The sequence below is a fragment of the Bartonella sp. AP30XZML genome, from assembly GCF_042195945.1.
Lineage (GTDB): Bacteria > Pseudomonadota > Alphaproteobacteria > Rhizobiales > Rhizobiaceae > Bartonella.
Window position 1 is genome coordinate 1 of the sequence record NZ_JBHIPJ010000035.1, and the last position, 19568, is coordinate 19568.

The following is a 19568-nucleotide window of genomic DNA, read 5'->3' on the forward strand; positions in this document are numbered from 1 at the left end:
AAGAAGATAAGTTGGAACCTGTGGAACAACCGCTCTAATTTGGAGATTAGACTGAACATCAAGCGGTATAGAGAGATTAGACGAAGGATTAACAGGGGCAAAAGACCCAGAAGGCTTTGGTTTAACAAGGGCAGAAGGAGAAGGAACAGAATCCGGAGATGAAGGAGATACCGTAACAGAGGGCGGTAATAGAAGCTCCATGAAATGATTATTAGATGGAATTTTCTAGGCAAGAAACTGAAGTGTAGAAGGCTGCTCGTAGGAAACTTTGCCCTTTAGAAGGGGAAATCAAAAAATTTTTTATTTAGGAAAATAGTGTTGCATTCCCTTCTTCTGATCGTAGGAATAAATCGTTGTTTTAATGATGATATCAGCTATTTTTTGCCAAATTTTTAAGAAAAATGCTTTTGTGGAAGTATGTAGCCTATATAGATGTTTATAGGGAGATGGGGGGCGGTCTTGAGGGTGATGTTTTTATTCTTGTATGGGGGTAGCAATGTTAAAAGGTCAAAAAACATGTTTAAGGTATTTTCTTGTCTAAAGGGGGGGAGGAAAGGAAGAGGGAAGATTTAATGATTACGAAGATTTTAGGAGATTTTGGGGGGGAGATTAGGGAGATAGGATTTCTGAGAGCTCTGGAGATGCACGGGGATAAGATTTCTGGAGGATTGTGTGGGCATTTTTTATAGGCGATAATTGCGCTTGTCGGTGTAATTTAATCAGCGATATTGATTATACCACATTCACCATTTTCGCTACCGAAGGAGAGGTTTTGCCCTGCTTGATCCCAGTTAAGTGCTGAGATAGCGCTTTTCCCACAACCTTTTAGAAGGACTTCTTTTCCATCATGAAAATGTGCCGCTAAAATCATTCCATCATTGAAGCCTATTGCTACAATTTCTTTGTTTGGGTGGCATGAAACGGTGCTAACAAGTGCATTTGCTCGTGTGCCTAGTTCTAGTGGTGTTTTTCCTATGGGGCCATCTTTTGTATGAAAGGGCCAAACAATTGCGGCAGAGGCACCTGATGTTGCTAGCCATTTTCCTTTTGCGCTCCAAGACCAGCTTTTGACTTTGCTTGGATAGCCACTCATGCGGAGGTGCTGATTATCAGTGAGACGCCAGCCATGCAAGGCGTTTTCTTGCATGGTGGAAATGACATAGCGGTTGTCTGGTGAAAAGGTGACACTACAATGAGCTCCTTTCCATACCAATGTGGTGGGAGATATTTGCGTTGATAACCAATGAAGAGTGACTCCATTGTAATGGGCAACGGCAAGTCGCAAACCTTTTGGGGCAAAAGCAAGGCCTTCTACACTGCGTTCATGTGTGAGCTCTTGTCGTTCTTTTCCAATATGCGCAAATGCGAGGCGTGAAGAGGAAAAAGCAAAAGCTTTTTGTGGACCAAAAGCAACGTTGTTTATCCATTTGCGTTCTTTTTGGCTTAACAATTCCGTGTGATCTGCTGCGGTTGTTTGACAGACTTTTCCATCTTCTCCACCGGTGATGATCGCGGTATTGTCATGGGAAAAATGGCTTGAAATTATTCCTTGGTGAACTTCAACGATTTGTGGGGTTGGATTAAAAAAAACAATGAAACCTTCTACGGAAACAAAGGCTGGTTTATTGCCTATAAAACCGCAGGAAAGGCAGTAACTTTTGAGATCATAATGGGTAATGTTTGGCATTATCACTCACTTATGCGCAATTTTCAAAACCAGTTTTTAATTTTTCAGCATCAAGAGAGCGTCCTATAAAGACAAGGCGGCTTTCTCGTTTTTCATCTTCACGCCATGGGCGTTGATGTTGTCCTTCAAGAAGCATATGTATCCCTTGAATGACGTAACGATCATCGTCTCCTTGAAAGGCGATAATGCCTTTAAGACGCAAGATATCAGGCCCTTGTTGCTGTGTAACCTGCTGGATCCAAGGGAAAAACTTTTCTGGTTGCAGAGCATCTGTTTTTAAACTTACAGAAGTGATGGTAATATCATGAATGGTGGATGCGTGATGATGGTCATGATGACAATCGGGACCGCACACATGGTTGGCATGTTGGTGTGCATGTTCGTGATCGAGAAAATGAGGTTCATGATCGAGAGTCCGTTGGAGATCAAAAAAACCACGATTAAGGAGTGTCTCAAGAGGGATATTGGTGCGCTGTGTTGTATAGAGTATAGCGCGAGGATTAATGGCCAGAATAAGGGATTCAGCATGGCTGCGTTCTTGTGGGGTGACAAGATCAATCTTATTTAAAAGAATAATATCCGCGAAAGCAATTTGGTCTTCAGCTTCACGACTTGTTTTTAATTGAGAGGGAAAATGCTTTGCATCAACGACTGCTATGACACTGTCGAGAGCTGTTTTTTCATGGATAGTATCATCCATGAAAAAGGTCTGTGCTACGGGAACGGGATCAGCAAGCCCTGTCGTTTCTATAATGATCGCATCAAATCGATGAGAACGTTGCATCAGACTTTCCAGAATGCGAATGAGATCACCACGCACGGTGCAGCAAACACAGCCATTATTCATTTCATAAATTTCTTCGTCTGATTCAATGATCAGGTCATTATCAATACCAATTTCACCAAATTCATTGACAATGACGGCATAACGTTTGCCATGATTTTCATTGAGAATGCGGTTGAGAAGGGTGGTTTTCCCAGCACCAAGATAGCCTGTGAGAACCGTAACGGGAAGTTTTTTGGGGTGTATCGTTTCCATGGAGAGACCTTTTATTGTTCTTTATTGCCATGTGTTTATGTTAAATCGATTGATATCATCAAGTAAATCACGAAGCTGAGACAGAACATGAGAAAAGATTGCTTCACCGGCTTGTGGTGTTGCTTTGCTTGCATTTCCTGCTGCACCTTGCGTGTTCAGATCTCGCATTGTCCAACCAAAGGCATGAGGACCATAAGCACGTAAATACCGATAATTGGCAATCATATCCGCTTGTTTATTATGAAAATTTTCTGCCTTTTCCATATGGACTTTTTCTGGTGCTAAATAGAGCATGAGAGAGGTTTCGATAAAGCCTCCATGGATATCAAGATGTTGTTGAGATGGCTCCATGAGACCTTGTGGTAAACCAAAACGGCTCCAGCTTGTTGCTACAGCGAGCATGGAAAGGCGCCTTCGTAATTCGGTGATAACAATGCTCATTAAAGGTGAATTTCCTCCGTGAGCATTGAGAAGAAGAAGACGGTTGATCCCTTTGTGATAACAGTTTTCACCAATCTTTATCCATCGCTTAATCGCATCAGAAAAGGTAAGGGTTTGTGTACCTGTAACATCCATATGTTCTATAGAATAGCCAATCTTTTCAACCGGTAAAAGTGCGATATGAAACTGCTCTTTTGTTTGTAAAGTGAGAGCTTTTGCAAAAGCTTCAGCTATAATCCAGTCGGTTTCGAAAGGAAGGTGCTCTCCGTGATATTCGTGTGCGCCCAAAGGTAAAAGAGCGAGAAAAGGCCTGTTAGATACCATAAATTATTGCCTAAAAGAGAAGTTAACATAGACAAAGTGATCGAAGGTGCTGTCACTATTTAATCTATCTATAAGAGAAACGCAAATAGGCGTCTTTTTACATCACATATGGATGCATAAAAATGAGAGCTTTGTTAAAAATAGAGAAGCTTTTATTGAGCAAAGCCAACGCAATTTTTCTGTAATATGAGGCAATATTTCTCAAGATAGTTATCTTTTGTAATTATTTCTGATGTATATTCTAATTTTTAATAAGTAAATATTCATACATATTAAATTCTTATACATCAAATAATGAAAAATATTTTCATTATTTATTGAAATATGTAATTTTTTAGTAAGTTTATCTATTCCTTTTATTTAAAGCATTTGATCAATTCTTTATTATTATTTATTTTGCACAAATTGCAGACAGTTATGTGAATATTGCCAAAAATTTCTTTCAAAGAGAATTATTTTTTACTAATACAGAGTAAATATAATTACTCAAAATATAAATAAGGCTGCGCTCTACAATATTGACGAAAAATATGGAATAACTTTTATGAAAATTAAGAAAGAAAGTTGTTTTTCAGTATTTTTGGGATCATTTCATTTTTCATGATTCTCTTTTTATTTAATTTTAGGTAGTTTGTTGGAGCTCTAGTATTGCTTATAATGTTTTTGTAAATCTGATAGATTTACTTATTTTATGCGTTTGTTTTGTTAGGTTTGAAAGTCAATATTTTGTGTTCTTTATGCTGTATGAGATAAAAGGGGCTGAATTACCTCTTTGAAGATGCTATGCGATATTTTTTTCTTTATATATCAGTAAAAGTTGAGAATCATTTTATTAATGTCTTTTCCATTTTAAAATAGAGTTCTTAATTGCTTTTTTACATTTTTATACCTATTTTATAGAAAATGAGTACACTATTTTAAGGTTGTTTTATTAGGATAGATTTGTTTTAGATCAAGTTTTTATTCGCTATCAAATTTATTTTTCAATATTACTGATAAGTGATATAATAAAAATCCATTAAGTACTATTTCATTTTTATGTTTATTGAAATAATAGACAATCATATATCATTATATTGGCAGTTTTAAATTTTATAGTTCTTTAAAATTAATTACATTTTAAATTATTTATAAAAGCTCTATTATATAATTTTTTAAATTAATTTGTTTCGTAATATTTCTTATAATAAGAAATTTAACAAATTCTTATTATTTTTAATTATAGCAATAAAAATGACAAAATAATATTACTGTTAGTATCTTGATTTATTATGGTGTAAAAGGAATAAATTATTTTTATCATTTATTGTTTTTTATCTTTACATATAATACATAATGTGTTATGTTATAATAACAAAATTACATATAATATTTTATTATGTGCAATTATATAAATGATTAAATATAAGTTTTGGTTTTTATATATGTGAATATTCTTTCATTTTTTCAGTGAAGAAAAAGAGGAGCAAAGAAAGCTATGTTTAAAATATTTAAAAATCGTGTATGTTCATTTACTTTTACACTATTTATTCTTTTTTTTGTACAAACTATAGAGGGAAATGCAAGTTTTGTAAAAAATAAAGTTAAAGATAGAATAGCAATTACTATTCCTACACTAGAAAAAAATATAGCTATTAAAGCTGTGGATAGAGTTTTTATTCAAGGCGTTGAGGAACAAGATGTTATTGCTTTAGGGAAAGCTGAAAAAGCTGCTGCCTTTTCAGGTTCAGCCTTTTGGGGGGGGATAGGTATTTTATCACTTCTTGCTTCTTTATGTATTGGGGATGTATTAGGTGCTGTTGTATCTCTTTTTGGAATATTCAGTACACTTTAGTAGAAAACTCATCGACAGAGTCGAGGATTTTTTTGTTCACTTCATTATTTAAAAAAATAAATATTTTAAATTATTTATACTGCAATAGATAATAAAATCACTACTCTTAATAATAAATGTAGCTTTTATTAACATTATTAAAGTTCAAGATCCTACATTTATGTTTTTTTTTACAAATTAGTGTAACCTGATTTTTTTTACAGTTTATGATTATTTTCTAGTAATAAGGCTAGTATACTTACTATCTTTATCAGTCTTTTAATATTGTCTGCCTTTTCTCATATGAAGATTATTCATCAAAGGTATATTTTATCCTTTTTAAATTTTTTTATCTTTCATAAGGGGATAAAATAAAAAATATCCCTATATCCATGGCTCTCATGTAATAAGAAAAATGAGAAATTATTATTTATCATTCAAATTTGTTTATGTTAAATACATCAAAAGTATTTTTTATGTATAACAAGTTGTGTTCGTGTATGGACAAAATTATTTAAAAAAAAGAGTAAAAATTCTTCTTATGAATTATCTCTAAGGTTCAAGGACTGTTGTAGTATTGGCAAATAAATGATGGTGCTGGTTTGTATCTTTATAGAGTAAAGATAGTAATACACAATGAATCTTATGCCATCTCATGGAGTGGTTTATACTGTCGCATTTACGGGACATATTGTGAGAGGAAAGTGGTAATGTGCATCGTTGGAAAATGCTTTTATTAAAACATAAACCTGTATTTGCGATAGAAGTGTATTCTGGGTTATTCTGTTGCCTAAGGGAAGGATACTGTTAAGTAAGGTAATTCAGGAGTATTTATAGCTTAGCGGAAGAAGGGCAATGAAGTAAAAGGTCTTGTTTAGCACGAAGACGTGCAATCCATTGATCTTCACGAATAGCAGTATTATGTACTGTAATGAGTTCGTTTTTTTTAATTGCAGCTGTTACTGTTGCTTTTTCTAAAAGACCACAAGGAATGGCGTGGTGAGCGCGTGCTTCTGCGATGTTCATTATCCAAGCACGATAAGTATAAAGACCGATAAAGTCTAGCTGATCACCTGGATGTAAATCTTTTTTAGCAACAGCACAGACTTCTACTACGGGATGGCTAAGAGGGACCATATCTTTTTTGCCATAAAGCATAATACGTGCGCAGGTGAGGGGAACTTCCATTGCTGTTAAATGATAGGGGCGATGAAAGGTGAAGTAAGGTCCCTGGCCAATTTTTAAATCTTCCATACGTTCGCGTAAACGTGGGTGTGCTATTTCGGCAATGACAAAGACACCTGGTGAAACACCTTGACCTATTGAATAATCTACAACACCATATTGCTGTAAAATGCCCCCATCTTGCTTTGGAATAAGCACTTTGTTTAAATCTTGTAGCGCTGCTCGTGGTCCATGCATTCCTGGGCAATCGGGGAGAAGTCCGGTGGCATTGGCAATGGCTGCCATTTCAACCATCGTTTTGGAACCATCAATAAATTCAACCAACATGCGCACATTCATATTACGCCGGAATGCTTCTTCTTCGTAAGCGTCAGGTGTAGCATCAAAGCGCAGAGGATTATTTTTTCCTTTACCCGCTACAACAATCTTATGTCCAAGGGCTGAAACAAATTCTATGAGTTCCATACAAGAAGTAGGTTCATCGCCGGCACCAAGTGTATAAATGAGCCCTCGTTTTTCTGCTTCATGTTTGAGATAAGCGCCAATTGTAACATCTGCTTCAACATTCATCATGACAAGATGTTTGTTATTCTCAAGCGCTTTGATACCAATCTCTGCTCCTGCTTCGGGATAGCCTGTTGCATCAACGATAATATCAATTTGTTCATGGCGCAAAACAAGGTTAATATCATCTGTTGCTGCAATCAAACCCTTTTCAATGCTTTGGGTGAGAGCATAAGTATTTTCAACTTCACAGACATGTCCATCTTCGCCATAGGCTAGTGTAGCGGCATCAAAAATACGTGACGGTGTCCTCGTGGCTACAGCAGCGACTGTTATACCATCCATATGCGCAATACTTGATAATAAATCTGTGCCCATTTCACCACAACCAATCAGTCCAATACGGATGGGGGGATGGTTTTCTGCACGTTGTTTCAAATCATGCGCTAAACCTGTTAGGTTCACATTGCTTGCCATTCTTTTTTCCTATTTGAAAACTATTCTGCTAAAGAACTTTTCTCATTCATAAGGTGCATTTGTTTTTAAGACAATTAATCTTTTATTCTTGATGCTCTAATCAATGGATTTTATAAAAGCAAGAGGGGTGGTTTCTTTTATCAAATAAAATAGGAATAGCGTTATGCAGCAAAAAATAACAGTACAAGATGTCACCAGTTTTATTGGGAAAGAAGTGGGATTATCGGAGTGGCGTCTTGTTACACAGGATATGATTAATCAGTTTGCATGTGCTACAGATGATCATCAATGGATACACGTTGATGAGGAAAAGGCTAAAAAAACACCTTTTGGCGGCACGATTGCTCATGGTTTTTTAACATTATCGCTTTTGTCTACGCTCGCTTATGAAGCTCTTCCAGAGTTGGAAGGGAGCACAATGGGGATTAATTATGGTTTCGATAAAGTACGCTTCATGAGTCCTGTGAAAACAGGGGTACGGATACGTGCGCATTTTGTGTTAGACGACGCAGAAATTCGCCCTTCTGGTCGAGTGGTTTTCCATTATGGGGTTACGGTGGAAATTGAAAAGTTAAAAAAACCAGCTCTTACAGCTCAATGGCTTATTGTTGCTGTTGTGGAAGAAAAACCTTCCAATATCTAGATTATTTGAGTGCTTTATTTTATAAAATTTTTATACAATTCTATTAGAAGTTTCTTCAATGATGATATTGAGAATAATCTATAGAATGATAGATATGGTGGAGCTATCATAGCGTTGATAGCCATAGCAGGTTGCTATCTTTCCTAGATCGTTTTGAAGAGGAGTTTCCTAATGAAGATAGTGCATTGCTTCACGCTTTTGTTTATAGCGTTCTTTAATGGGATCATACCCATCACGTAAAACAGAACGCTTCAAATGGAATATACTTGCGTTGCCAATTCACGGGCTTATTTTAAAGCAACATCTCTCAACGCTCGTCACACCCATTTCGCAATGGCGCCTGTGAATAGTATAACGATAAAGCCATTGAGCACCCCTATCTTTATGCTTGTGAAGAAGAAAGCCGACACCATCATATTATATGCTAGCCGCCAATGTTAAGACAGGTCTTGGCGCTTGAGATAATTCATAAGAGGCATGCCTTTCTTTCTTGTATAGTTTTACTCACACGTCTCTTCCCGCTTTTAACGTGCAAGCGAGAGGTTTTGGTTGATTCTATATGGAACAAATTGGGAATGAGAGGATCTTACGGTATTCAGAGTTCTCATTCAATATGAATAACGCCATATTATCATTATAAATTCAATGTGTTATCTAAGGTTGGGAAAGGTCGTGACCAATGTCTTAATTTAAAGAGAGTTTCACATACTGTGAGATCTCTTATTTTATCCCCTTTTATATTAAAGCCATTAAAACTATTTTCTTTCATGTTACAAACGGATGGGGAGAGATAAAAACTGTTTAAGAAAAAAGTTTCTAATCTCTTATGAGTGTTTTCGATAGGCAAGGGTTGGTGCACTTGGAAAGTGGCAAAGAGGATGATGGTATTGGCATGTGAAATTCTAAGTCTTTTAATGTTTTGTTTTATCAAGTTTTTGTACGATTTTATCAGAAGTCCATTGGGTTGTAATATTAAGCACGATCAAAAGGATGATGACGATGGTCATGATGAAGGTATTGTAGCGTTGGTAGCCATAGCGGATTGCCATATCCCCTAAACCGCCTCCACCAAGATATCCAGCAAGTGAGGTGGCTCCTATAAGAGAAATGACCATGACTGTAAAACCTGTAATCAGGCTAGGGAGAGCTTCAGGAATAAGAACATGTCTGATAATTTGAAGACGACTTGCACCCATAGAGCGGATCGCTTCAATGAGACCGTTTTCAACGGTTTTAAAAGAGAGTTCCGCCATGCGAGCATAAAAAGGGATAGCTGAAATGGTCAGTATAAAAATTACAGCAGGCATTCCTATCCCTCTTCCTACAACAATACGCGTAACGGGAAGAAGATAAAATGCAAGAATGATAAAGGGAATGGCACGAATACTGTCAATGATCATGCTTAAAGGGCGATTGATGAGAGATGAGGAAAAAATCCCTCCGCGTGCTGTTGTGTGAAGAAGAAGACCAAGGGGAAGCCCTATAATAAATGCCATAACAGAAGCACTAAGTGTCATCAATATTGTATCAATAACAGCTTGGGGAAGTTCATGAGACAGAACATTAAACATAGCCTAAGACCTCACAATATCGTCCTTTTTTCGTTAACCATTGAACAGCTTTTTCTAAAGCTTCTTTATCTTCTCCAGGAAGAGCCAAGAAGAGTCGCCCGATGGTTTCATCTTGAACTGTATCAATGCCACCATGCAAAATACGTGCTTTTAAACCACTCTCATTTTCTAGAAGATGAAGAAAAGGCTGCTGGGCAATTTCACCGGCAATATTAATTTCAATGACAGCTTCTCGTCCGATTGGTTTGAGATTTTTCGCAAATTTTTCAGGAAGTTGCGGGGTTACAAGCTTGAGCATAGCTATGGTTGTATCGTCTTGCGGTGATGTAAAGATGTCTTTCACACGTCCTTCTTCTACAATATTCCCCTGATTAAGAACAACAACGCGATGCGCTATGGTGCGCACAACTTCCATTTCATGGGTGATGAGCACAATCGTGAGATTGAGGTGTTTATTAATATCAGCAAGGAGCTCTAGAATAGATTGTGTTGTTTCAGGGTCAAGAGCAGAGGTGGCTTCATCTGATAACAATATTTTAGGATTAGCAGCAAGAGCGCGTGCAATGCCAACGCGTTGTTTTTGTCCCCCGGACAATTGTGCTGGATAGCAATATTCTTTCCCAGATAACCCAACCAATTCAATCAGTTCAAGGGCACGTTTGTGGCGTTGTTTTTTACTTACACCACTTAATTTAAGTGGCAATGCAATGTTATCAAGAATATTCTGCGATGAGAGAAGATTGAAATGTTGAAAAATCATCCCAATTCGTTGACGGTAAGGCGCCCATTCTATCTCTGATAGATTAGAAATATCAACACCTTCAAAAAAAATGGACCCTGCATCAATCTTCTCTAACCCATTTAAACAGCGGATAAGTGTTGATTTTCCTGCTCCACTGCGCCCAATAATGCCAAGGATTTCACCAGCATGGATATTTAAAGAGAGATTATTAATTACCCGAACACCAGCCGTTTTGTTAAAACAACGGCTGATGTTTTTTAAGGAGATAAGAGTAGGTTTTTCCATTCACAATTACTCGGATATTTGGCACAGTTATTCAGATATTTGGCACAATTACCAAGATGTTTGGGCGGTATTGCCAAAAATCTCTTTGATTTTTGCACGGATAAGATCGTTGTTGTAAGCGGCAACTAATTTTTTAACCCATGGTTCATCTTTTTCACTCGTGCGTACAACGATGATATTATCATAAGGATTATTTTTTGCGCTCTCCCATGCGACTACATCTTTTTCGAAGTTTAATCCGGAAACAATAGCCCAGTTTGTGTTTATAATTGCAAGGTCAAAATCGTCAATAGCTCGTCCTAACATACCGGCATCGAGCTCACGAATTTGCAGGTTTTTAGGATTTTCGATAATATCAAGTGGAGATGCAAGAATATTATGAGGATCTTTTAACTTAATGAGACCTAAAGAATTAAGAAGAAGTAAGGCTCTTCCACCATTAGATGGGTCGTTCGGAATACCAACATGTGCACCATCACGAAGATCTTTTAAGTCTTTTATTTTGTGTGAGTAAACACCGATTGGAGCAATAAATGTATAGCCGACAATTGAAAGTTTATAGCCACGTTGTTTCATTTGTTCATTAAGATAAGGGGCGTGCTGAAAAGCATTCGCATCGATCTCTCCTGCGTTAACAGCATCATTAGGCAAAGCGTAATCAGAAAAATAAACGAGTTCAATATCTAAACCGGCTTTTTTAGCCTGTTCAGCAGCTGTTTTCCAAATAATCGTATCCCGTCCTTCCATAATACCAAGTTTGATTTTTGTTTTGTCTGCGGCCATGGAAAAAGCAGTAGACAAAAAAAGTGCAAAGAGAGAGAGGAATAATCCTATAATCCGACTACGAGAAAAAATTTTTAATGTCATATGCTTTTAACTTTCTTTTTCGAGAAATTTTTTGAGGGAAGTTTCAATATACTCTGTATTTTTTTAGGCAGATTTAAAGTTATACAAGCTTTAGAGAATATTCAATCACTTTTATTTTTAAAAGAGTATTATTTTTCCTTCTATTTTAGTTGTTTTGGGGGCTGATCATCATTCATTCTCAGAAAATCTCTGAAATTCAAATAATTAATTCTTTTATTGCAATCATTTGTTGAGGGAACCAATGCCCCTTTAAAAACTTCTGTAAGGGACAATTGGTTGAAGAACCGGACGATCAGATGATGCTTTAGCCGTAAATTCATGAAGAACATACTGCGCAATCAAGATCAAAAGGCCGTGTTCGTGTAGGCGATAAAGAGAAATTTTGTTGCAATGTTGTGGGTTTTTTGGGGGGGAATAAAGGTTGCTGATCATTGGATTTAAACGCGGCAAATTTTTGCAAAGGCGAATTTTTGCCCTTCATACGTTTTAAGAGAGGAAGAAAAATAATGTTAAGAAAGAAATTTTTATCAACAATGATGACTTTATGGGCTTTAGGAGCGTCAGGGGTGGCTGTGACTGCTTTTCACGCACAAGCTGGAACCATTACAGGAACAGTTGCTCGTGTTGCATCAGGTCAGGTATCTTTACGCACAGGCCCTGCGACAGCTTATAAAGTTATCACAATGGTTCCAATGGGAGCAAAAGTGCAAATTTATGGCTGCCTATCCAATAAAACTTGGTGTTCTCTTGGTTATCATGGAAAAGTTGGTTGGGCATCTGCACGTTACGTCAATGTTAACGATGTTCCTACCATTGCTTTTAAAAAGATGCCAGCAAAATCAAAATCCATGGTAAAATCGCCAAAAGAAAAAGTAAAACAGGCTGTTTCCGACTTTAAAGCTCTTCCGGCGATTCAAAAAACACGGAAAAATATGCAAAAACTATACAGAACAGATATGATTATCGATTCTACAGGTGTTAAAAAAAGGGATGAACGAACAATTTTAAATCCGTCGCAAAAAGCACAAGGCGTTTCTGTAAAGCACGTGAGTGCTTATAATCCCTCCTTTCCTGATAATGTCAATTACAAAAATTTTGAACGTAATGAAACGCGTTACCGTGTCGTGACCTATCCTGCTCGATAAGGGTAAAGTTAATTTCATAACCGGAATGACAAAAAGGATCAGCAGCATGAAGCAAACAATGCTTATGCTGCTGATCCTATTGTACCGTAAAATGTCATTAAGGCGGCAATGCTTAACTTAAGGTGGCGAGGCATTCAAGGATATTCAGAGTCAAATTTGACAATACCTTGGATTACAGTTCTTTAGGATGGTGATATGAACCTTCAGCTGGGGAAGGTTATACTGAAGAGAATCCGGACTTTTGACAGGACCGGCTAGGGGCTCTTTGTCCTTCGGACAGGGCGTTAATTTGCGGACTTAGGCTTTATCAAATTACGAGAAATGAGCAATTCAGCAATTTGAACGGCATTCAATGCTGCTCCTTTTCTTAAATTATCGGCGACAACCCAGAAAGCTAAACCATTTTCAACGGTGATATCTTCACGAACACGGCTAATAAAGGTATCATCTTCTCCGGTACCTTCATAAGGTGTGGTATAACCACCATCTTCGTGTTTATCGATAAGCTGACAACCTGGTGCATCGCGGAAGAGCGCTTGTGCTTCAGATGCGCTTAGTGGTTTTTCAAATTCAACATGGACGGCTTCGGCATGACCGATAAAGACAGGGACCCGAACAGCAGTGGCTGTTAATTTAATTTTCGGATCGAGAATTTTCTTCGTCTCAACCGTCATTTTCCATTCTTCTTTTGTATAACCATCTTCCATGAAAACATCAATATGAGGAATGACATTAAAGGCAATGCGTTTAGTGAATTTTTTTGATGTAATTGGGTCTGCAACAAAAACTGCGCGTGATTGTTCGAAAAGTTCGTCCATTCCTTCTTTACCAGCTCCAGAAACAGACTGATATGTAGAGACAACAACACGTTTAATGATTGCAGCATCATGGAGAGGTTTTAAAGCTAAGACCAGTTGAATTGTTGAACAATTAGGATTTGCTATAATATTACGCTTAGAAAAGGCATTTATAGCTTCGCCATTGACTTCAGGGACTATCAACGGAACATTGGCATCATAGCGCCACGTGGAGGAATTATCGATGACGACACAGCCGGCAGCAGCAATTTTAGGGGCGTATTCTTTGGAAATGCTCCCTCCCGCAGACATAAGACAAAAATCTGTGTCAGAAAAATCGTAAGTATCCAGTGCTTTTACTTTTAAAGTTTTGTCTCCATAAGAAACTTCTTGTCCTAATGAGCGTCGTGATGCTAGAGGGACAATTTCATGCGCAGGAAAACCACGTTCTTCTAAAACTGTAAGCATTTCACGACCAACATTTCCGGTTGCGCCGACAATTGCAACTTTATAACTCATTTTCTATATACTCCTCATGTCTCTCCACGTTTATTCCCCGTGCTATACTCAGGAGAGAGTGAGTTGGTCAAGGAACATCATTAAATTATATTTTTGATTTTCAACAACTCAATTTTGTGCACACCAATCATCATTGTTAGCACAATAAATTGTTTTATTTCAAATAATACGTCTCTTTTAATCTTTCAGAATTGAAAAAATTGAATATTTTACGCTAAGCTATTATCTCTTTAGAAAACACTTTAATTAAGTGAATTTCTTATCTTCTGTCAATTGTTTACCTTCTCACTTTTGAATTTTTTAAGGATGGTATTACGTATCGCGTTGGTGGAATCTTTTTATACTTTATCTGTTAATTGTTGAATTATTTAATTTTCTCCCTATACCTTTAAAAGCGAAGCTTCCTATTACAGTCTGTAAACAGCTAGATTCTAGCGGCTTCCCATTTTTCACTTAAACTAAAGGCTCAACAAGCAGGCCTAAAAATATTTAAAAAGATATTGGGCATCTAAAAAACATTTGAATGTTTCAAGGAGGTATGCGTGCTTCATATCCTCATATCTTAAATGATAGAATTTATGGCACAACAGGATAAACTTAAGTATCCATATATATATAAATTCCTATGAAAGTTATATATATTTTTTTCGTGTCTATTTTTTACTTTATATTTCTTATTTTTACTTTAATCTTGTTATGCTATAAAATATCATTATTTGGAGTATGGTAGTATAAGATCTTTGATTTTTCTCGATATATTTAAGTGTTTTTTTAGTGCGTTGGAATATTCTTAGGCTTGTTTGGAGAGCCTTTTGTTTAAGTGACTCATATGAGTGGAAAGTCGTTGAACACTCACATATTTATGTTTAATAAAAGAGCGAGTTAGCACCTCATACATTTTTTAGCACCCAATGTCGTTACAGCTCTTGGTTTGTGAGACGATTCAATAAGAGGTATGCCTTTTTGTACATTTTTACTCACACGCCAACTTTGCTTGTAATGTGCAAACAAGAGATTTTGATTGATTCAATATAGAACAAATTTGAAATGAAAGAATTTTACGATATTCGAAACACTTATTCAATATCAATAACGTTAGATTATCATTATAAATCAATGCACTATTTCTAAGTTAAACTCGTTAGAATTCGGATTATTTACAAATCAGATTAGATTAAGCATTTTCATTCTCATGAAGTGTGGGGAGACAGTCACAATTCTTGTCAAGATTATTAAGGACTTTGATTATCTTTGCAATGAACTTATGAAAATAAGGGGTTATTTTTTTCATCAGAAATCAACTGCAAAATTGCTCTTTGTTTTTTGCGGGTCAGTATTCTGAAATTTTTTAAAAGTAAATATTCTGCTTTGCTTGCTATTCTGTCATCACAATGATAGAGGTTCTCTTCTTTTTTTGCGCCATCAACATAAAAGAAGGAAACGGGAACATCTAATATATGAGCAATTTCCTGTAAACGTCTTGCACTTACGCGATTTAAGCCTTTTTCATACTTTTGGATTTGTTGGAATGTTACGCCTAAATGACTTCCTAATTGTTTTTGAGAAAACCCCATGACGTTTCTTCTGAAGCGATTTTTTTTGCCTAAAGAAATATCGTAAAAATGTAGATTTTTAGTTTGCACTTTGTTTCCCCTCCGGTTGCGAGCGCCCTCGCATTAGTATCCGGGGTCTGGAAGTGCTGAAACCGAGTCAGCCTCTTGCTTTTAGTGCTTAAAGTACTTGGACATAACAAGAATCTCCGGAACTCAGAGATGTCTGCAAAGCGGGTTCATTTTTCGTGTTTGAGTTTTTCGGGCATCTAGGACCTATTGATCGTTGCGTATATAACCAAAACACAAGTTTCATTCATAAGGAAATTATTTTCAATCGTCAATTGAAATTCAAATTGCTTATTCCAAGCAAATAAAGCGTATTTTTTAGCCTATAAAGCTTATAGGAATGTCATAAAAACATAAATGTCCAGTTGTACTTATGTTCCCCTCCTGATTTAGTGTAAGTGCTTTTATATTGTACTTTCGCGATAGATCAACAAATTGATTTGTTATGATAAATCATTCTTTTTAACTAAAAATACAAAGCGGAATATCTTAAAACCTCTCATCACAAATCTTTTCATGTTGGATTAATTAAAATCGCTTGCTTGTACATCATAAGCGGGTGGGCCGTGTGGGTAAAAACAAGGGCTGTTTGAATCCTTTTTTCAGTTATTTTTATTCAGATATTTGTGTTGTGCAAGCGAATGTTTTTTATTGCTTCAGAATGAATAGACTGAAACGAGAAAAGCTGTGCTATTTGGGGCTTTGATTGCAAGGGGTAAAGCGATATAAATATCTTTTAAATCAGTGTATTTCTCTATTGTAAAATGCCTTTTCTCAGAATACGTGAATATTGAGAGACCATATGGATATAGAGGTTTGATAACAGTGGGCTTGTAGAAGGAAATTGCATGAGGATTTTTTATTTTTTATGCGTTATTTCTTCATTGTTTTGCAAAGGGCGCGCTTCTGAGGCAAGCATAATGGGAACGCCATCACGAATAGGATAGGCAAGTTTGGCTTTGAGAGAAATGAGCTCTTGTGTTTTTCGGTTGAAAGAGAGCGTGCCTTTCGTCATTGGGCAGACGAGCAATTCGAGCATTTTGGGATCTGTGGTCATTTTTTTCATGTTTGGACATTCATTAGTTTAAGCGGTAATCTGTTCCTGTTTGTTTCATGAGCGAGCGTTCTGTTAATGCAAGAAGAGTTTGGGCACGGCTTTCGATATCTGGAGCTTCAAGGAGAGCTTGTTTTTCTGCTGGTGTAAAGGGGATAAGAGCTGAAAAAGCATTAACCAATATAGGTGTAGGGGCTTCTATGATGCTGCTCCAATTATATTCCATTTCATGTATGGTTAGATATTTTTCTACAACGTCGAGTAAGTTCTCTCGGTTAATGCTTTCTTCAATATCAAATTCTTGCAAGTCTTTTATGTTTGATTGGATGAGAGCTGTTCGATAGGATTTTGTGTTTTTCAATTCTTGTTCTAAAGTGAAGCGGCAAACACCTTGTAAGATAATGAACAGTTGTCCATTTCCTGTTTCACTGTAGTTTGTAATGCGCCCTATACAGCCTGTTTTATAAAGTTGTGTAGAGAAGCGATCTGTATCCGATGAAAGTGGTTGAATAATGCCCAATAGACGATCAGTTACCATAACATTTTCAATCATTTCAAGTGATTCTGGTTCAAAAATATTGAGTGATAAAAAACCACCGGGTAGTAAGAGTGCACCTTCTAAAGGAAAAAGAGCAATTTGTTTTGGAAGATCATTTTCGCAATTGTAAGAGATATTACCAGCTTTCATGAGTATTTTGTCACCTTTGTTCGGTAGTTTTAGTCTGTAAATAGTCGCTATTTATGACACTATTGAGAAAGCAGAAAACCTACTTCTTGTGCATTAAAATCATACTTATAAAATATTTGAAGTCCTTATTCTCAAAAAGAATATGAAACCCTATTTTTAAGGTTGAACTGCGCGCGAAAGAATATTGCTTTGCGATCTTTTTAGTGTGTGACGTTTTGTATGATTTTCAAGAGGTATTTTTGTTTATAGCTTTTGATTTTTGTCTTAAATTTCCTAAAATGTGTTCCTTGCAATTTTTGTAAGGTTCAAAAGGATAATATTATAAATCTTTTGAAGCAGCTTATGCAAGTTTTAAAATGAGAACATTTTCATCACTTTACTAATGACAGTGTGATAAAGATAGGCTATAGGTTTAAATATGCTGGAAAGAGCGTTATCGTTTCTTTCATTCTTTTGCGGGAGAGTGCAGATTGCAAATTTTCGCATTGCCGCCGAAGGGGAAATAGCCCATAATCTCTCAGGCTTTAAGGACCGTAAAAGGAAGAAGGCAGATCTGGAAAGTCGGGAAAACCCGCGCCGAAGGTGTAAGCGAAAGATCTTTTCGCGAGTCTCTCAGGTTGATGACAGAGGGGGCAGAGACGACCATATTCTATGGGCGTTAGCGCAGCTTTGGAGTTATTATGGGCACAGCACAAGAAACATCTTTTTTAAAAACACTTCCTTTATATGATTTGCATGAAAAAGCAGGAGCAAAATTTGGTTCTTTTGCGGGTTGGAACATGCCTTTAACTTATCCTCTTGGCGTTTTAAAAGAGCATCTTCATACGCGTGCACATGCAGGACTTTTTGATATTTCTCATATGAAATTGATTGCGGTTGAAGGGGCACAAGCTGTGGAATTTTTGTCCTATGCTTTTCCCATTGATGCAGCAGCTTTAAAGATTGGGCATTCACGGTATAATTATTTGCTTAATGAGCAGGCTGGTATTCTTGATGATCTTATTATTACCCGTTTGGAAGAGGGTCGTTTTATGTTGGTCGCCAATGCTGGGAATGCACAGGCTGATTTTTTAGAATTGGAAAAGCGTGCGGTTGATTTTGAATGTCAAGTGATTGCCCTTGAAAGGGTATTGCTTGCGCTTCAAGGTCCTGAAGCGGCAGCCGTTCTTGCTGATGCCGATTTACCAGGGAATGAATTGTTCTTTATGCAAGGATTCGAACCACAACAGGATTGGTTTATAACGCGTTCTGGTTATACGGGAGAGGATGGTTTTGAAATTGCTTTGCCTATAGGGCATGCGCATATGTTGGCTGAAAAATTGCTGAGTGATTCTCGTGTTGAGTGGATTGGACTTGCAGCACGCGATAGCTTGCGGTTGGAAGCGGGGCTGTGTTTGCATGGAAATGATATTACCCCTGATACGACACCTATTGATGCGGCTCTAACATGGGCTGTTCCTAAAAATGTTCGAGAAAAAGCACAATTTTATGGTGCAAAGGCTTTTCTTGAAGCACTGCAAAAAGGACCGGCTCGTTGTCGTGTTGGATTAAAACCGCAAACGCGCCAACCTATTCGTGCCGGTGCGCTGCTTCTTGATGATCAAGGTAATGAGATTGGCATTGTAACATCAGGTGGTTTTGGTCCTTCTTTTGATGGTCCTGTCGCGATGGGTTACGTTCCTGTTGATTTTAAAGTTGAAGGGACACAAGTCTTTACAGAACTGCGAGGCAAAAAGATTGTATTATCAGTTCATTCTCTTCCCTTTGTTGAACAACGTTATTTTAAAGGATGATTTTTTATGTCTAAAACTTATTTTACACATGACCATGAATGGCTTAGCGTTGAAGGGCAAGTGGTGACTGTTGGGGTTACGCATTATGCGCAAGAGCAATTAGGGGATTTGGTTTTTGTTGATTTACCACAAAGTGGAACAAAACTTTCCAAAGGAGAGGCGGCGGCTGTTGTAGAATCAGTGAAGGCGGCTTCAGATGTTTATGCTCCTCTTGATGGTGAAGTGGTCGAAATAAATGAAGCCTTGGCTGATAATCCTGAATTGGTAAATCAGAAAGCCGAAACAGAAGGCTGGTTATGGAAAATGACATTGCAGGATGAGACACAACTGGAGGGGTTGTTAGATAAAGATGCTTATAAGGCTTTGATTGGATGA

17 protein-coding genes, 1 pseudogene and 1 riboswitch are annotated in these 19568 nt (G+C 37.1%); of the genes and pseudogenes, 5 read left to right on the top strand and 13 right to left on the bottom strand.

Features of this window, described 5'->3' with window-relative positions; translation table 11 throughout:
• From ACFIL2_RS02190 to ACFIL2_RS02205, 4 genes are all read right to left on the bottom strand, one after another.
• The coding region (locus ACFIL2_RS02190) for a hypothetical protein (protein ID WP_375681676.1) at positions 1-201 on the bottom strand (201 nt) is incomplete at its 3' end.
• A gap of 514 nt (positions 202-715) precedes the next feature.
• The gene (locus ACFIL2_RS02195; RefSeq protein ID WP_375633825.1) at positions 716-1687 is read right to left on the bottom strand and encodes a WD40 repeat domain-containing protein; all 972 of its coding nucleotides are present in this window, start codon (positions 1685-1687) and stop codon (positions 716-718) included.
• Between the two features lie 10 nt (positions 1688-1697).
• Entirely contained in the window at positions 1698-2726 is a 1029-nt protein-coding gene (locus tag ACFIL2_RS02200) for a CobW family GTP-binding protein (protein WP_375633824.1), read from the bottom strand.
• Between the two features lie 21 nt (positions 2727-2747).
• Entirely contained in the window at positions 2748-3491 is a 744-nt protein-coding gene (locus ACFIL2_RS02205; protein ID WP_375633823.1) for a creatininase family protein, read from the bottom strand.
• A gap of 1477 nt (positions 3492-4968) precedes the next feature.
• Between ACFIL2_RS02205 and ACFIL2_RS02210 the strand changes: the two genes are divergently transcribed.
• Positions 4969-5325, top strand: coding sequence for a hypothetical protein (locus ACFIL2_RS02210; RefSeq protein ID WP_375677085.1), 357 nt, complete (start codon positions 4969-4971; stop codon positions 5323-5325).
• A gap of 810 nt (positions 5326-6135) precedes the next feature.
• On the opposite strand, the gene ACFIL2_RS02215 is transcribed toward ACFIL2_RS02210, so the two are convergent.
• Positions 6136-7470, bottom strand: coding sequence for an NAD(P)H-dependent oxidoreductase (locus ACFIL2_RS02215; protein ID WP_375621599.1), 1335 nt, complete (start codon positions 7468-7470; stop codon positions 6136-6138).
• Between the two features lie 163 nt (positions 7471-7633).
• Here ACFIL2_RS02215 and ACFIL2_RS02220 point away from each other — a divergent pair, with 163 nt between their 5' ends.
• Positions 7634-8113 carry a MaoC family dehydratase gene (locus ACFIL2_RS02220; RefSeq protein ID WP_375640770.1) on the top strand — a complete coding sequence of 160 codons (480 nt, stop codon included), beginning with the start codon at positions 7634-7636 and terminating at the stop codon, positions 8111-8113.
• Positions 8114-8284: 171 nt separating this feature from the next.
• Here the strand turns inward: ACFIL2_RS02220 and ACFIL2_RS02225 are convergent.
• From ACFIL2_RS02225 to ACFIL2_RS02240, 4 genes and pseudogenes are all read right to left on the bottom strand, one after another.
• Positions 8285-8583, bottom strand: a pseudogene (locus ACFIL2_RS02225) (integrase); the annotation flags it as partial.
• Positions 8584-9024: 441 nt separating this feature from the next.
• Entirely contained in the window at positions 9025-9684 is a 660-nt protein-coding gene (locus tag ACFIL2_RS02230; RefSeq protein WP_375609233.1) for a methionine ABC transporter permease, read from the bottom strand.
• The gene (locus tag ACFIL2_RS02235) at positions 9677-10711 is read right to left on the bottom strand and encodes a methionine ABC transporter ATP-binding protein (protein WP_375640769.1); all 1035 of its coding nucleotides are present in this window, start codon (positions 10709-10711) and stop codon (positions 9677-9679) included. The genes ACFIL2_RS02230 and ACFIL2_RS02235 overlap by 8 nt, the downstream gene beginning before the upstream one ends.
• Before the next feature lie 48 nt (positions 10712-10759).
• The gene (locus ACFIL2_RS02240; protein WP_375640768.1) at positions 10760-11578 is read right to left on the bottom strand and encodes a MetQ/NlpA family ABC transporter substrate-binding protein; all 819 of its coding nucleotides are present in this window, start codon (positions 11576-11578) and stop codon (positions 10760-10762) included.
• 506 nt (positions 11579-12084) lie between these two features.
• Here ACFIL2_RS02240 and ACFIL2_RS02245 point away from each other — a divergent pair.
• Positions 12085-12723 (top strand): SH3 domain-containing protein, encoded by a 639-nt coding sequence (locus tag ACFIL2_RS02245; protein WP_375640766.1) that lies wholly within the window; start codon positions 12085-12087, stop codon positions 12721-12723.
• Positions 12724-13007: 284 nt separating this feature from the next.
• Here the strand turns inward: ACFIL2_RS02245 and ACFIL2_RS02250 are convergent, their stop codons facing one another.
• The 4 genes from ACFIL2_RS02250 to ACFIL2_RS02265 form a co-directional block, all read right to left on the bottom strand.
• Entirely contained in the window at positions 13008-14039 is a 1032-nt protein-coding gene (locus ACFIL2_RS02250; RefSeq protein WP_375680063.1) for an aspartate-semialdehyde dehydrogenase, read from the bottom strand.
• Positions 14040-15301: 1262 nt separating this feature from the next.
• Positions 15302-15682, bottom strand: coding sequence for a helix-turn-helix domain-containing protein (locus ACFIL2_RS02255; protein ID WP_375680062.1), 381 nt, complete (start codon positions 15680-15682; stop codon positions 15302-15304).
• 835 nt (positions 15683-16517) lie between these two features.
• Complete coding sequence (locus ACFIL2_RS02260) at positions 16518-16724, bottom strand: Trm112 family protein (RefSeq protein ID WP_273791466.1); 207 nt, start codon at positions 16722-16724, stop codon at positions 16518-16520.
• 13 nt (positions 16725-16737) lie between these two features.
• Positions 16738-17400: an LON peptidase substrate-binding domain-containing protein gene (locus tag ACFIL2_RS02265; protein WP_375610818.1), complete on the bottom strand. Its 663-nt coding sequence runs from the start codon at positions 17398-17400 to the stop codon at positions 16738-16740.
• A 446-nt stretch (positions 17401-17846) separates the two neighbouring features.
• A riboswitch (glycine riboswitch) is annotated at positions 17847-17944 on the top strand.
• Between the two features lie 136 nt (positions 17945-18080).
• Between ACFIL2_RS02265 and gcvT the strand changes: the two genes are divergently transcribed.
• Together gcvT and gcvH are read left to right on the top strand one after the other, a co-directional pair.
• Positions 18081-19193, top strand: a complete 1113-nt coding sequence (gene gcvT / locus ACFIL2_RS02270; RefSeq protein WP_375633819.1) for a glycine cleavage system aminomethyltransferase GcvT — start codon at positions 18081-18083, stop codon at positions 19191-19193.
• A 6-nt stretch (positions 19194-19199) separates the two neighbouring features.
• Complete coding sequence (gene gcvH, locus ACFIL2_RS02275) at positions 19200-19568, top strand: glycine cleavage system protein GcvH (protein WP_375618535.1); 369 nt, start codon at positions 19200-19202, stop codon at positions 19566-19568.